Raw genomic sequence first — 14732 nt, 5'->3', positions numbered from 1 at the left:
CAGTTGTAGCCCGGCTAAGCGTAGCGCCAGCCGGGAACGCTCCTTCGACAACGCTATCGCATCAGAACCACGCCTCAAACATCCCGCCGACGTTCAGCGAATCCAGCTGCTGGTCCTGGGTGCCGTTAACCTTCGCGGTATGCTCGTTGTCCACCTGGCCGCCGGTCACGTAGAAGCGCAGCATCGGACGGAACTCCGGCCCCATGCCGATGGCTATGTTCTGCGACAGCGTCAGCTTCCAGCCGTGGTTATCCCCGCCCTGGTCGTAATCCACGCGCTGGTAGCCCGCTTCCAGCCAGGTGGAGTGCACGTCGTTCCAGAAGTACATCGGCCGCACGATGGCGCCGTAGTTTTTGCGGTTGTCGGTATTATCTTTGCCGTTGTCGTAGTCATGGAAGGCCAGCAGATATTCCACCTGCGCCTGCTGGGTGAACTTATGGCTGCCCTCGAAGCTGGCGTAGACCGTGGTCAGGTCGTCGGTCTTGTTGTAGACGCTGTTATCCGAGTTGTCGGAATAGCGCAGGATCACCTTGTTCACCCCGCTGTCGTTGGTGTGGCTCAGCACCAGGCCGCCCTGCCAGGCTTCGAGACGCGCGTCGCTGTCCACCGCCTTTGAGTCAAAGCCGTAGTTGGCGTACACCTCGACGTCGATCGGCCCGGCCTTGATGTTGTGGGTTTTGGTGGTCAGCGCGTAGTGGCCGTTGTCGCCGGTGTCGGAGCTGCCGGTACAGGTGATGCGCGACGGGTTGGTCTCGTCGGCCATCACTTCCGGACTACAGGATTTCACCTGCGACACCGCCGCCACGTCGAACTGCACGCCGCCGATATCAAAGTTCTTTACCCCGGCGCCCTGGCCGTCGTGGTTCATCCAGAAGTAGTCGTTGATCCCCTGTTGCGGACGCTGGTGGAAGTCGCGGCCGGCCCAGATATAGGCGTTGGGGTTGGATTCCAGCACGTTGGTGACCCCGACGTAGGCCTTCTTCAGGTTAACTTCGTCGCTCCAGTGGTCGAACATCACGTTAAGATCCCAGATAGCCCCCTGCGCGCTTTTGAAGGCCTTGCTGATCTGGAATTCGCCGCCGTTGCTTTCGTTGCCCAGACGGCCGATCGCCGAGGCGCCGTTATAGGAGCCGTCGACGCCGACATATTTCTGGTCGCCGGTCTGGAAGTGAGCGCCATAGCGGGCATAGCCGCTGAACTTGAGGCCAAACGGAATGGCCATATCCGGCGAGGCGGCGGTGGTTTCCGGGTTAGTAATCACGTCGACCTTTTTGTTGGCCGCGGCGTCGATTTTTGCCTGGCGGTCGGCCAGCGCTTTATCAACGGCCTTGGCAACGATGGCGTCGATCTGTTCCTGAGTAAATTCTTGCGCCATTACAGAGGTAAGTGGAAAAAACGCGGCGATAACCGCCATGGTTAATGGAAGTTTTTTTATCATTGTCATGAGTTTCTCAATATAGGTTAATTTTATTCAGACAATAACCAGCCTATTCTGAGCTGACAGAATATGTCGCTATCATCAGAACAAGTTATTTTTTATTTTGTACGGTCACAGAGGCGTTACACAATTATCGTTACCCTTCCTCCTTCGCTGATATTAAACAGGTGGTCTTTCGCCACTGACAAAAAAAAACACAGCACGAACCAATAAACGCTATTTCCCGGCAGCGGATAGACGGCGGAATACATGCCCCCGCGGGAGCATGTCAGCAAAAATTAACCAAAGATATAGGTATTGACGAGATTTTCGAGTAATTCCTGACGCCCGCTCTGAGGCTGCGGATTCAGATTATGCTGCTCAGCGTATCGGGCAATATTATCCAGCGACATCTGCCCGCTCATAATTTTCTGCCCCAGCTCGCCCTGCCAGCCGGCATAGCGTTTTGCCAGACCCTGATCGAGCTTGCCATCCTCAATCATGCGCGCGGCCAGCTTGAGGGACAGCGCCATCACGTCCATGGCGCCAATATGGCCATAGAACATGTCGTATTTGTCGGTGCTCTGCCGGCGAACTTTGGCGTCAAAGTTCAGGCCGCCGGTGGTGAATCCCCCGGCTTTGAGGATCTCATACATCACCAGGGTATTTTCTTCCACGCTGTTCGGGAACTGATCGGTATCCCAGCCGAGCTGCGCATCGCCGCGGTTGGCATCAACGGAGCCGAAAATGCCCAGCGCGATGGCGCTGGCGATTTCATGGTGGAAAGAGTGCCCCGCCAGGGTGGCGTGGTTGGCTTCAATGTTCACCTTGATCTCATTTTCCAGACCAAACTGCTTCAGGAAACCATACACCGTCGCGACATCGTAATCGTACTGATGCTTGGTGGGCTCCTGCGGTTTCGGCTCGATAAGCAGCGTGCCGCCAAAGCCAATCTTATGCTTGTGCTCCACCACCATCTGCAGGAAGCGGCCAATCTGCTCACGCTCCTGGCGCAGGTCGGTATTCAGCAGGGACTCGTAACCTTCGCGGCCGCCCCACAGAACATAGTTTTCGCCGCCGAGCTGGTGGGTAGCGTTCATGGCGGTCACCACCTGCGTGGCCGCCCAGGCAAACACCTCCGGATCGGGGTTGGTCGCCGCCCCGGCGCCGTAGCGCGGGTGGGTAAAGCAGTTGGCGGTGCCCCACAGCAGTTTCACGCCGGTTTGCTGCTGTTTCTCCGCCAGCACCTCGGTCATGATGGCGAAATTATGCAAATACTCTTTCAGCGACGCGCCTTCTGGCGAGACGTCGACATCGTGGAAGCAGTAATACGGCACGTTGAGCTTGTAGAAAAATTCAAACGCCACGTCCGCTTTGCGTTTGGCCATTTCCAGCGCATCGCCCGCGGCCTGCCAGGGACGCTCAAACGAACCGGCGCCAAACATATCCGCGCCATTCCAGCAGAAGTTATGCCAATAACAGGCGGCAAAACGCAGATGGTCTGCCATGCGTTTTCCCAGCACGATTTCATCCGGATTATAGTGGCGAAATGCCAGCGGATTATCGGTTTTGGGTCCGGCAAAGCGAACGCGATCAACCTGGTCGAAATAGGTTTGCATGATGAACTCCGAAATTGAGAAACAGGAAAATTAACAACTGTGACACATCGTGTATTCTCATCGTCGGTTGCTCAATTACGTTATTTCACTCGGCGATTGAGAAAATGCTCAAATGTGAGCCATCTCGCAAATAAAACTATTTTAAATATCTCGCTTCGCGCGCGTATAGAGTACACTCCCTGGGGAATTCAGGTATCCATATCAAATTAAAATGCCGGTTTTGTCACTTTGTCTGTCTGCCCGAAAATTAGCGGCGGAAAACGGTTTAACGCAGGTGATACAGGCCTTTGCTTCGAGGATCACAGAAGTAAAAAAACATAATTACGTAATTTAAAAACGTAATAGATTCTTCCTGGTCAACTGTGTCAGAAAGTGTTTCACCTACACAAAACAAACCGGAGTCTGCTTAGAATGAGTAAAAACATAATGCACAGTCGGCATGATGAATATCATAAATTAACCCGCGGAGAACGAATTGGTTATGGCATGGGCGACTTTGCGCAAAACCTGGTTTTCGGCACAATTGGGGGTTTTCTGGCTTTGCATATGCTGACGGTAAATACCATCAGCACGGCAACGGCAGGCTTTATTTTTCTTTTTGTCCGCATCATTAACGTGTTTTGGGATCCGATGGTCGGAACCTATGTGGATAAACGAACCTCAAAAGCAGGGAAATATCGTCCCTGGCTGTTACGAGCCGGCGTGCCGCTGGTGATCCTGTCGGCATTACTGTTCGCGCCAATCCCTGGGGTGAAAGGTTCGGTGGCTTTCGCCTTTATTATTTATCTGGCGCTGGACCTGGTTTATTCCTTAGTCAATATTCCCTATGGCTCGCTGAATGCGTCGCTGACCCGCGACCCGGAATCGATCGATAAGCTGACCAGTACCCGCATGATGCTGGCCAACAGCGCCAACCTGCTGGTCTATACCCTGTTCCCGATGTTTGTGCAGATGGCGGCGCCGAAAGATCGCAGCCTGAAAGACACCGGCTTTTTTGGCCTTGAGCTGAATCTCGGCAACTATACCGATCCGTCAGCGAACTACGCCTGGTTCGGCGTGTACGCCATCTATATGATCATCGGCGCGGTGGCCCTGTTTATCTGCTACAAATGCACCAAAGAACGCGTTGTCGCGACCGCCGAGCAGACCGCCAACGTCAAAACTACCGACCTTTTCCACGAGCTCAGACATAACCGTCCGCTGGTTATTCTCGGCATGTTCTTTATGCTGGCCTTTACCTTCATGTTCTTCATGAACACCGTTAACGGCTTCTTCAACCAGTTCGTCGTCGGCCATTCCGAATGGATGGGCGCGGTGGGTCTCGTCGCGTCTATTCCCGGCATCGCCTTCCCGGTGTTCTGGCCGAAACTGAAAAAAATCTTTGGTAAAAAAGGCTTCTTCCATCTGTTCCTCGCCATGTTCATCGTCGGCGAACTGCTGACCTACGTCTGGTCCCGCGAAGGGATGCACGACGCCCTGTGGCTGGCCTACATCGCCACCTTTATTAAACAGTGGGGCTTAACCTCCGCCACCGGCTTTATGTGGGCGCTGGTACCGGAAGTTATCGCGTACGGCGAATTAAAATCGGGCAAACGCAATGCCGCCATTATCAATGCCATTATGGGACTCTTCTTCAAGATCGGCTTCACCATCGGCGGCGCTATCCCGCTGTGGCTGCTGGCGGTGTATGGATTTAATGAAAGCGGCGCCGTGCAGAGCGCCAGCGCCATCGACGGGATCATTATGACCGCGGTGTGGATCCCAATTGCGCTGGCCGCTATTTCGATGGTGATCATGCAGGTTTATCCGATCTCCGATAAACATGTTACCGACATCAACCGTCAGCTGGATGAGATCCGCGTGTAGTTAAAAAAATTATAAATCAGACCGATCCTTAACTTTCCATTTTAAAAGGTGTAATGAAATGTCACTTATTCAAAACCCGATATTACGCGGCTTTAATGCCGACCCCAGTATTATTCGCGTCGAGGATACGTACTATATTGCCAACTCGACGTTTGAGTGGTTCCCGGGCGTGCGTTTACATGAGTCCAAAGACCTGAAAAACTGGAACCTGCTGCCTTCGCCGCTCTCCACCACCACCCTGCTGGATATGAAGGGCAACCCCTCCTCCGGCGGCATTTGGGCGCCGGCGCTCTCCTGGGCCGACGGGCAATTCTGGTTGGTGTATACCGATGTGAAGGTCACCGAAGGCGCCTTTAAAGACATGACCAACTACCTGACCACGGCGAAGGATATTCGGGGCCCGTGGAGCGACCCGATCAAGCTGAACGGCGTCGGGTTTGACGCCTCGCTGTTCCATGACGACGATGGCCGGAAATATATCGTCCAGCAAACCTGGGATCACCGGGAGTACCATCACCCCTTCGATGGCATTACCTTAACGGAGCTGGATACCAAGACGCTGAAGTTAATGCCGGAAACCGCGCGCACCATCTACCGCGGCACCGCCGTGGCGCTGGTCGAGGGGCCGCACCTCTATAAACTGAACGGCTACTACTATCTGTTTGCCGCCCAGGGCGGCACCGTGTTTACCCACCAGGAGGTGGTGGCGCGGTCGAAAACCCTCGAGGCCGACAGCTTCGAAACCGAGCCGGGCGACGTGTTCTTAACCAACGTCGATACCCCGGACAGCTACATCCAGAAACAGGGCCATGGCGCGCTGGTCTCCACTCCGGAAGGCGAATGGTATTACGCCTCGCTCTGCGCCCGGCCGTGGAATCGCCCGGGGGAATCCATCTACGACCCGCGCGGCTGGTCAACCCTCGGCCGGGAAACCGCGATCCAGAAAGTGTACTGGGACGACGAGGGCTGGCCGCGTATTGAAGGCGGTCACGGCGGGAAAACCTTCGTCGAAGGGCCAAAAGACGCCATCTTCACCGAAAGCGCCAGCGATAATAGCCAGCAGGATGACTTTACCTCGCCAGCGCTCGACCCGAACTGGAATACCCTGCGGGTGCCGTTTACGGCCAAAATGGGCACCACCGGCGACGGCAAATTAACCTTAATCGGCCAGGGTTCGTTAGCCAATACGCATGACCTGTCGCTGATTGCCCGCCGCTGGCAGGCCTTCTATTTTGACGCCGCGGTGAAGGTGAAATTCGAGCCCTTCAGCTACCAGCAGATGGCCGGGTTAACGAATTACTATAACGACCGCCACTGGAGCTTCGTCTTCCTGACCTGGAATGAAATTAACGGCAAGGTCATCGAAGTCGGCGAAAATAACCGCGGGAAATACACGTCGTACCTGAAAGATAACGCCATCAAGGTGCCGGACGGCGTCGAATACGTCTGGTTCCGGACTAAAGTCCGCAAGCAGACCTACAGCTATGAATACAGCTTCGATGGCGTGACGTTCACCGAGATCCCGGTCCAGCTGGATGCCGCGGTACTGTCCGATGACTATGTGTTGCAGAGCTACGGCGGGTTCTTTACCGGGGCGTTCGTCGGCCTGGCGGCGGTAGACTACGCCGGGTACGGCACCCAGGCTGAGTTTTATCAGTTCGAGTATCAGGAACTGGGCGATAGGTTAGCGGCCGATGGGAGCTATAGCTGGGAGGCTGGCGAGACGCGGGATAAGTAAGAGAAAGCTGGCCCACGCTACCGGTGAGGTAGCGTGGGGTTTGTGCTGTGTGTGATGTAATTAAAGCGAGCGCTGTAGGATGTCAGTCTGCGGGGCGCAGCCGGGCCTTCAGCTCTTCGGGAGTAAACGGCGGATCTCGCCGGTGCAGCATTGCATGGCAATTGGGACATACCGGGATCAGATCGGTTTCAGGGTTCAGACGGTAGTCCTGCTTGATCCCGGCCAGCGGAATGAGATGGTGGATATGGATAAAACCCTGGCCGATTTCGCCATAGCGGCTGGCCATATCCAGACCGCATACCTGACACCGGCAGCCATGCAGGCGAAGCGCCGCCTGACGAGCCTGACGGTCGCGCTCATAGCGATTGACCACCACCTGCATCGCCGCCCCTTCCACGAACTCCATAGTCGTCTGTCCCTCATCGGGGAAAAGCGCAACCTCGTCATCGCCAGCGCCCTGCGACGCGATCGTAAATCCTTGATCCAGTAACAGACGCACGCATTTGGATTTAATCCCTCCGCTGAAATCCGCCGGGGTAAATTCCGTTCCCGTGGCAAGCGTGGCCGCTAACCCGACGATGGCTTTTGAAGGATACCGACGCCCCTCAAACTCGATCTCGTACAGACGCGCGCTTTTAAACTGATGCGCAACGCCTGCATCGTAAGCGCGAATGGCAGCGATGATGCATTCCCTGGATAAATGGTCCGGTAGTTTTTTCATAAGACATAGCTATCTGATGGCGCGAAGCTTGAGTATAAATAGAAAGCTATGGGCTTTTCGAACAAATAACTAGCAGTGATAGTTAAATAGCGATCCACGTAGAATCGCCGCATCTGGTGGGTTGATCGGCAAGGATTTTGCGAGCATCATCGCATTTATTTAGCTGCCAATGTAACGCTATGCCCTCCAGCACGACCCTGCAACACGCGATCGAGAACATCACTATCTGGCGCAAAGGCGAACAGCGTGCGCCGCATAAGCCACTGTTACTGCTGTACGTCCTTTCCCAGTACCAGCGCGGCCATGCGCGGATGTTCGACTACGCCTCGGAGATACGCGATGAGCTGCATAGCCTGCTGGAACGCTTTGGCCCACAGCGCCGCCAGTACCGGCCGGACATGCCGTTCTGGCGCCTGAAAGGCGACGGCTTCTGGGAGCTGCACAACAGCGAGCAGTGCTCAATCCAGGGCAGCCGAAAGCCGCCCGGCAAAGAGCTGGAGCTCTGTCACGTCGCCGGCGGCTTCGATGAGCCGCATTTTGCGTTACTCAACAGAAATAAGAGGCTGATCAATACCCTCGCCCATCAGATCCTCGAGGCGCACTTTCCGGAGAGTATTCAGGAAGAACTGGCAGAAGAGATGGGGTTTGATCTGCTGCAGATCCGCAAAGAGCGCGACCCGCATTTTCGCCAGCAGGTGCTGCGCGCCTATAACTATGAGTGCGCGATCTGCGGCTTCAATATGCGCCATGATAATACCTCCGTCGCCCTGGAAGCGGCCCATATCAAATGGAAGCAGCACGGCGGCCCATGCGAAATCCCTAACGGCCTGGCGCTCTGCGCGATTCACCATAAGGCTTTTGATAAAGGATCCATTGGTCTGGATGAGGATATGCGCATCCAGGTTTCGCCAGCGGTGAACGGCGGAGGCATCGTTGGCAGGCTGTTCTGGGATTTTGATGGTAAGCCGATTACCTTGCCGCAGGGGAAAGAATGTTATCCCCAGGAGGGGTTTGTGGCATGGCACCGGCGGGAGGTGTTCAGGGGGTAAGGGGGGATGGTGATAAGCGGGTTTCGATGCTGCCTTCTCGCTCCTGAACATCAACAGCTCCTTTCGTGTCTGCGCCACCATCGTCTTTAAGACACATATACGGAGGAATTGGCATCTCATTTGCTCCTTATCGTTGAAATTAGCTGCAATGTAATAATGTAGAGTACAGCTGAAAGGAATATTACTATTATCAGTGATATATAAAAGAAAGTGTCATACATCGTATCGGCGTTCACACTCCCGAACAAGAAGTGGCAAATATCCCTTGCGATATCATAATCGAGATAGATTTCCGGCCTTGGAAGTGCACGTCCCAGAACCAAAAACAGCAATATAAAATAAATAATCTTACTGATTTTACGGGCAAGCGTTATTAGAGCCACTGGCAACAACCTCCACCCAACCGCGAGCCATCAGGGAACGGATGCAGGGAACCTGTACTAACGATGTATTCATAAGCGCATTCCGGATCATGGCAAAATCAGAATTATGGGCGATAGTAATACAACCCTCGGAAACCGTACCCGGATGCAAACGGAAGTTACCACGTTTCACACCCTCTACCCACGTCTCATCGTCAATTCCGCGGTCGTCACGCCATAACGCAAACCAATCGCTATTCCCCCGCCGTAGTTCGCGGCAGGACGTAATGAAACGATTGGTATTAGCCCTGCTTTTATTTATTTTCAAAGAATCGGCTGTAGCCCCCGCTCTCACGCCGGAAGCGGATATCACTCTGGTGAATCCGTCAATGTTTGCTCGTGAAGGATATCGACGGCACAACATGATGCTGTCGATGTGTTCACATAAACCGCCTGTTCATGAGTCATAACCCGTTTCTGCCATGAACAAGTCAGAGCAAATACATATAAACCAATAATTTTAACATCCAAATTTTTTGCGTATCCAATCACTTATCGAATACTTATATGCGCTTTATTATTTATTAAATTAATACATCTCACACCAAGATAATTCATCATAATAATCAACCGTAAAGTGATATACTATGCTGTTTTAAGCCTTATTTAAATCAATGGTTCAAAATCATTTTGCAATACAATTTGTAACAATTAGGTTATAGTAACACTTATCAAGTTACTTATTCTCTTGTAAATTACCATCGATTATTTCTTGCAAAAATGATGTACATCCTCAGTCATTTATTTAAACATAGGATAGCTATATGGCAGACATAGAAGGGATAGCGCGGAAGTTATATAACATCATTATCTCTCCTGATACAGTTACAGGGCTTATCAATGGTGGATTATCTGTTCCTTTAGATTATGGTTATCTGATTTACGGTATCTTTGATACGGATACAAGATATGAACGTGAAACAGAAAGAATCCGTATGATGACCGCGATAAGACATGACATTCTTAACTATGAAAATATCGTTAATGCAGTTAAATTAATCTTTCAGTTATTTAATAAATATCTATCCGAATCAGAACAAGATAGAATATACAGAAGTGTAGTTACCTCTATCGTGGGTAGAATCTCTACGAATATTATCGCATCGAACATCGCTAAAGCCGTTATAGAAAAAACGTCATTTACTTATGTAGTATTTAAGGGGAAAGGGAATCCAATAGCCTTTTTAAGTACTATCCTCTTGTTTGGTGGAATGGCAGAGCGATCCATCAGGACGTCTGATAAACTCAGGAATGAAGAGCCCGAGGTATACTCGTTGTTAAGACCCCGCGATTATGATCTGCTTTATTTCTTATTTGCCGATGCGGTACAACCTTTTGTGGATGCCATCCATGCAGGGTACACCGAGGGCAACCCCGTATTCGACAAGATTATGAAAAGAGTGGAAGATCATTTAAATACGAATGCTAAGGCTGGGTGATATGAAAAAAATCATCACGCCACTCGTCGATATAGTTCTCTGCACCTATATTATTACCACATGCTTTATTTGCCTGACTGAGTTTAATAACTGGCAGAATAAAATAATCGCAGTGACGATTATAATCGGTAGCGCTTATATCATCGCCATTGCATTGAATAGATTACTGGGAACAAAGATAGGTGTGTTAAGCGGTATTTTTAATTTACTATCAGGCCCACTATTAATTATTGGCGCTATTGTTTGCATAGCCTTACTTGACCCGTGGCCGGTTAAGGTTATTGGTCTGTTTTTATGGGTCATTATAATATTTTGTTTACCTTCATTTATAAATAGAGATAAGGAATAATCATGTCAAATCCAGCATATCTTTGGCTAACCGATACAAACGGCTCCCCTATAACGGGTAGTTCTCTCGTTACAGGGCGTATTGGCGCTATTGAATTAAAAGCGGTAACGCACCACCTATCCATTCCTGTGGATGGAAACACCGGGAGATTAACAGGAACCAGAGTACATACGCCTATTACGGTACAGAAAGATTTTGATAAAACAACGCCCCTTTTATACAAAGCGCTGAGTGAGAACCAAACATTAAAGTCGGCAACCATAAAGATGTATCAGATCCTTGATGCAGGTGTTGAAAGCGAATATTTTAATATTACATTAGAGAATGTAAAAGTAACCGGAATTACCCCCAACTTATTTCCTGATTCTGGTACAGGTACGCACAGCGAGACGATTCAGTTAAGGTATGAGGCCATCACCTGGAAACATTGCGATGGGAATATCATTTACAAAGATTCCTGGAACCACAGGGCAACGGCATAAATTCCCCTTAGACTAAAGGCCATTCAAAAAAGTGGCCTTTTCTGAGTTCAACTGATTATTTAAACCACCCTCGCCAAACAAGCCATCCAAATGCAACCGCATGGTTTGGAGGCATAGTATCTTGAAGCTATACCTCCTTGAGTAGCGCTAAATTAATTCAACACATTCGATACCTGCATTGCGATAAGCCCCTATAACTTCCGCTGCTCCAGGCTGGAATAAATCGTTTTAATTTCCGCTTGTAAGCTTTCGCCACGGTATACCATCGACGTATCGTATCGTTTGTACTTCTCATCACGCGTAGCGCTAAACCAGTTGAACGATCCTATGCACAGCAGCCCTTCATCACCAATCACGATTTTACTGTGAACACGGTTGACCAACATAGTCACAATGCCCAGCGCATTTAGTTTTTCCACTGCATCATTAAGGCGCTGCTGTTTTGCTTTGCGCTTTTCATAACTGACGTTTTGGGTATTAAAGCTTTTATCCGTTACGACAGTAATGTCGATACCACTTTAAGCACACCTGTTTTAGTTCCACGCACTTTTTGAGAGTTCCGGTTTTTCAGCCATCAGCCGGTACTCTTCCGGCGTCAGGTTGTTCAGGGACTCATGAGGCCGCTCGTTGTTATATTCTATCAGCCAGCGCTCGGTAATTTCCCGTGCTTCATTCAGTGTTCTGAACAGGTAAAAATCCAGAATTTCTGTCCGGTATGTCCGGTTGAACCGTTCGATAAAAGCATTTTGTGTAGGTTTACCCGGTTTAATAAATTCGAGCTGCACGCCATGTTCTTCGGCCCATTGTGCCAGTGCCCGCGAGACCAGTTCTGGCCCGTTGTCCATCCGCATTTTCAGCGGATAGCCGCGGTTTGCCACGATCCTGTCCAGCACCCGGATGATTCGCTGAGCCGGGATATTCCGGTTGATTTCTATCGCCAGTGCTTCACGGTTAAAATCGTCCACCACATTGAAGGTCCGGAAGCGTCTGCCGCAGACCAACGCGTCGTACATAAAATCGATGGGCCAGCTCTGGTTTAACGCTTGCGGTGTCGCCAGGGGTGCTGAATTACGCACTGGCAGCCGCTGTTTTCCCTTGCGACGAAAATTCAGTTTCAGCAGGCAATAAATCCGGTGAACACATTTATGGTTCCAGGTATTGCCCTGCCTGCGCAGCAGCTGGAACAGCTTCTTAAAACCGTAGCGCGGATAGCGTTCTGCCAGTTCAGTCAGCGCGTGGATCTCGGGTTCATCACGCCGGGTATCGGGCTAATAAAAATACACCGTCCTGCTCAGCGATAACGTCCTGCAGGCCTGGCGTAAACTTATGGCAAATTGCGTCGTCAGATAGCTGACGAGTTCACGCTTTATCGCTGGTTTTAAAGCTTTTTTTCGATGACGTCTTTCAGTGCCCGGCACTCAAGACTGAGATCAGCAAACATCTGTTTAAGCCTCCGATTCTCGTCTTCCAGATCTTTGATTTTTTTAATATCGACCGCTTCCATCCCGCCATGCTTTGCCTTCCAGTTGTAATAGCTGGCTTCCGAAATAGCGGCCTCACGGCAAACATCCTTGACGGTACGTTCAGCTTCGACGGACTTCAATACGGCGATGATCTGGTGTTCAGTGAATCGGATCTTGCGCATAGCGATCTCCTCTGGGGACATAATCAGTATGTCGGAAGATCTCTAAAAGTGAATGGTTCGTTTTGCCGGGATACTTACAGGTTGACTCAGATTGACTTCTGTTGAAAGGAGAATCGCGAAAAGCCTTGCGTAGCGCGGATTTCAGGCACAAAAAAGACGTCCGTCGACGTCTATTGATGTTCCGATGGTGCGAAGGCCGGACTCGAATTTCACACCTAATAGACTGATATCAATGTTGTTAAAAAACAGGGGAAAATAGTTATACCCGCACTTGTACCCACAAGTTAAAATCCGTATAAAAAATAGACAATGCGAGTAGTTATAAAGCCATACCAGTAGAACACCGATATGGCTATCAAAGCAAGATTCAGGCAGGCAGGAAAGTTTTCTTCAAAGGCACCAAAAGTTTGGTTTCGATATCAACCTGCTCATAGTTTTCAATGAGGGCTCTGACAAGATCGTCCAGCGTCCAGAGCGTCAGAGGTATCTGTGAGCGGTCGGCTTCATAGCGAGCATCTTTCGTAAAGCCCCCCGTACTGACATAAAGCCCACGATCTTCTGGATGACGACCGCCAATAAAGCTGCGGATCTGCTGACTCCCCATTTGCTCCCTGCGATGTTTTACCTCAACGATAATACGTGGATTTTCAAAACCAAACCCATCAGGTGAAGCAATGATGTCTTTACCCCGATCGGCTCCCGCAGGTGAAACCTGCGTTTTATAGCCCATACTGCGTAAAACTCCGGCAACAAGATTTTGCATCTCGTCCCAATCAAGAGAGTTAATACGATCTTTGATACCCTCAAACGCCAGCATTTCCATATCGCGAAGCGGATCAGAAACGACCTCATCTTCATCCATTGCAACTGGATTCTGAGTAATTACATCTATAGTGGGTTTCTTATCCTGCAAAAGCTCTTCTAGCGCATATTCTGGAAGCTGAAAAACCGTCAGCGTAGAACCCAATGTGTTTTTGGTAGCAACAGACAGTCTATCGCGGTCGATTTCTTGAGTATTCCATTTAACCTGCCGAGCGATCCCCATCCCCTCTTCCACCCATTCAGGATGATATTGGAAGTCGGATGTGACTTTGCCTAGCAAATAAGTACGGTTGGCTGGCGAATAGGTAATAACCCAATCACCCTTTTGGATCTCATTCACAAAACGCCAGACCTGCGATGCACCAGAACGGGCTGTTCCCAGCTTTGTTAAGGGATCTGCCTCCTGGTATAAGGCGAGTAACTGGGATCGGGACAGGCCGGGTTTGACTAATGGAGCCAGCTGAGACCAACCGATGCCTACAATTTGCTTATCGCGAAAATCGTCATAGAGCTTGCCGCCGTCACCGCGAATCATCCACATTCTGTTGCCCATACCCGTCCCTTCATGAGGAAAAGAAATTAAGCTGGATCATAAGCTTGTTCGCCGCATGCGTCAAAACCATCAACAACAACGGCCCAGCATTCCCGGATTGTACTTGCGATAATGTGCCCAGTTAAAATTACAGCTTCTATTTGCATGATATTTCGTCCATATAAGTAAAAGCACCAACCAGCATCGGCAGGTGCTTTTTGGAATGAGTAAATTAAATAAGTAAGGAAAGCTGCAGTGTGAATCAGGAAGGCTATTCCCAATATTCACCGTGCCGCGCTAATACGATTTCTTTTCAATAAACCAGTTGCCTGTCGCGCCCGCAGAATATCGACTGCCCGCAGATATGGGGACTGTTCTTGCCAGTCGAATCCCCTGCGATCAATACGAACCAGCCCGTACTTTTCCACCAGAAAATTAACGGCATCGGCCAAAGATATACCGGCATCGATATGTTCCTGAATTACCGTTTCATCACTGAATGGTGTGTCGTTGAGTGTCAGGCCATAATGTTGTTCCAGCAGGCGTGCAAGCAGCATTTGCCAGACTGCCACAGGTGACAGATATAGCGTCGCCGCCTGCGGAGTTATTGCAGGTAGAGTTTTCATATTTG

General features: G+C 50.5%; 13 protein-coding genes and 3 pseudogenes. 6 read left to right on the top strand and 10 right to left on the bottom strand.

The features are described from left to right. Positions 1 to 61: 61 nt before the first annotated feature. Together KHQ26_RS17985 and xylA are read right to left on the bottom strand one after the other, a co-directional pair. On the bottom strand, positions 62 to 1444 hold the full coding sequence (locus tag KHQ26_RS17985) for a carbohydrate porin (protein WP_002923187.1): 1383 nt from the start codon (positions 1442 to 1444) through the stop codon (positions 62 to 64). 272 nt (positions 1445 to 1716) lie between these two features. After that, the gene (gene xylA / locus KHQ26_RS17980; protein WP_004186818.1) at positions 1717 to 3036 is read right to left on the bottom strand and encodes a xylose isomerase; all 1320 of its coding nucleotides are present in this window, start codon (positions 3034 to 3036) and stop codon (positions 1717 to 1719) included. A 426-nt stretch (positions 3037 to 3462) separates the two neighbouring features. Here xylA and KHQ26_RS17975 point away from each other — a divergent pair, with 426 nt between their 5' ends. Both KHQ26_RS17975 and KHQ26_RS17970 read left to right on the top strand, forming a co-directional pair. Continuing rightward, positions 3463 to 4902: an MFS transporter gene (locus KHQ26_RS17975; RefSeq protein ID WP_004153321.1), complete on the top strand. Its 1440-nt coding sequence runs from the start codon at positions 3463 to 3465 to the stop codon at positions 4900 to 4902. A gap of 58 nt (positions 4903 to 4960) precedes the next feature. Next, complete coding sequence (locus KHQ26_RS17970; RefSeq protein WP_002887062.1) at positions 4961 to 6640, top strand: glycoside hydrolase family 43 protein; 1680 nt, start codon at positions 4961 to 4963, stop codon at positions 6638 to 6640. Between the two features lie 82 nt (positions 6641 to 6722). Here the strand turns inward: KHQ26_RS17970 and KHQ26_RS17965 are convergent, their stop codons facing one another. Further along, complete coding sequence (locus KHQ26_RS17965; RefSeq protein ID WP_002887060.1) at positions 6723 to 7361, bottom strand: HNH endonuclease; 639 nt, start codon at positions 7359 to 7361, stop codon at positions 6723 to 6725. Between the two features lie 179 nt (positions 7362 to 7540). On the opposite strand from KHQ26_RS17965, the gene KHQ26_RS17960 reads away from it, so the two are divergent. Further along, positions 7541 to 8410 carry a phosphorothioated DNA-binding restriction endonuclease gene (locus tag KHQ26_RS17960; protein ID WP_002887059.1) on the top strand — a complete coding sequence of 290 codons (870 nt, stop codon included), beginning with the start codon at positions 7541 to 7543 and terminating at the stop codon, positions 8408 to 8410. 22 nt (positions 8411 to 8432) lie between these two features. Here the strand turns inward: KHQ26_RS17960 and KHQ26_RS17955 are convergent. The 3 genes and pseudogenes from KHQ26_RS17955 to KHQ26_RS17950 all read right to left on the bottom strand — a co-directional run. Continuing rightward, positions 8433 to 8525, bottom strand: a pseudogene (locus KHQ26_RS17955) (type VI secretion system tube protein Hcp); the annotation flags it as partial. 1 nt (position 8526) lies between these two features. Next, entirely contained in the window at positions 8527 to 8793 is a 267-nt protein-coding gene (locus tag KHQ26_RS26095) for a hypothetical protein (protein ID WP_002887057.1), read from the bottom strand. Further along, positions 8768 to 9145 (bottom strand): DUF2778 domain-containing protein, encoded by a 378-nt coding sequence (locus KHQ26_RS17950; RefSeq protein WP_016197693.1) that lies wholly within the window; start codon positions 9143 to 9145, stop codon positions 8768 to 8770. The genes KHQ26_RS26095 and KHQ26_RS17950 overlap by 26 nt, the downstream gene beginning before the upstream one ends. 451 nt (positions 9146 to 9596) lie before the next feature. Between KHQ26_RS17950 and KHQ26_RS17945 the strand changes: the two genes are divergently transcribed. The 3 genes from KHQ26_RS17945 to KHQ26_RS17935 are packed head-to-tail and all read left to right on the top strand — an operon-like array spanning position 9597 to position 11102. Next, on the top strand, positions 9597 to 10271 hold the full coding sequence (locus tag KHQ26_RS17945) for a hypothetical protein (protein ID WP_004152211.1): 675 nt from the start codon (positions 9597 to 9599) through the stop codon (positions 10269 to 10271). A 1-nt stretch (position 10272) separates the two neighbouring features. Continuing rightward, complete coding sequence (locus tag KHQ26_RS17940; protein ID WP_049125112.1) at positions 10273 to 10620, top strand: hypothetical protein; 348 nt, start codon at positions 10273 to 10275, stop codon at positions 10618 to 10620. A gap of 2 nt (positions 10621 to 10622) precedes the next feature. Then, a complete protein-coding gene (locus KHQ26_RS17935; protein WP_002887049.1) occupies positions 10623 to 11102 on the top strand; it encodes an Hcp family type VI secretion system effector in 480 nt (159 codons plus the stop codon). 191 nt (positions 11103 to 11293) lie between these two features. On the opposite strand, the pseudogene KHQ26_RS17930 reads toward KHQ26_RS17935, so the two are convergent. From KHQ26_RS17930 to KHQ26_RS17915, 4 genes and pseudogenes are all read right to left on the bottom strand, one after another. Then, positions 11294 to 11617 (bottom strand): annotated as a pseudogene (locus KHQ26_RS17930) (phospholipase D-like domain-containing protein); the annotation flags it as partial. Positions 11618 to 11635: 18 nt separating this feature from the next. Then, positions 11636 to 12747, bottom strand: a pseudogene (locus KHQ26_RS17925) (IS3 family transposase). Between the two features lie 367 nt (positions 12748 to 13114). Continuing rightward, positions 13115 to 14122: a restriction endonuclease gene (locus tag KHQ26_RS17920; RefSeq protein ID WP_049123931.1), complete on the bottom strand. Its 1008-nt coding sequence runs from the start codon at positions 14120 to 14122 to the stop codon at positions 13115 to 13117. A gap of 263 nt (positions 14123 to 14385) precedes the next feature. Then, on the bottom strand, positions 14386 to 14727 hold the full coding sequence (locus tag KHQ26_RS17915; RefSeq protein ID WP_049123929.1) for a TA system toxin CbtA family protein: 342 nt from the start codon (positions 14725 to 14727) through the stop codon (positions 14386 to 14388). Positions 14728 to 14732: the final 5 nt, after the last annotated feature.

The sequence above is a fragment of the Klebsiella sp. 10 genome (genome assembly GCF_018223925.1).
Lineage (GTDB): Bacteria > Pseudomonadota > Gammaproteobacteria > Enterobacterales > Enterobacteriaceae > Klebsiella > Klebsiella pneumoniae.
The sequence above is the reverse complement of the archived record's forward strand: the minus strand, read 5'-3'. Positions and strand labels throughout refer to the sequence as shown.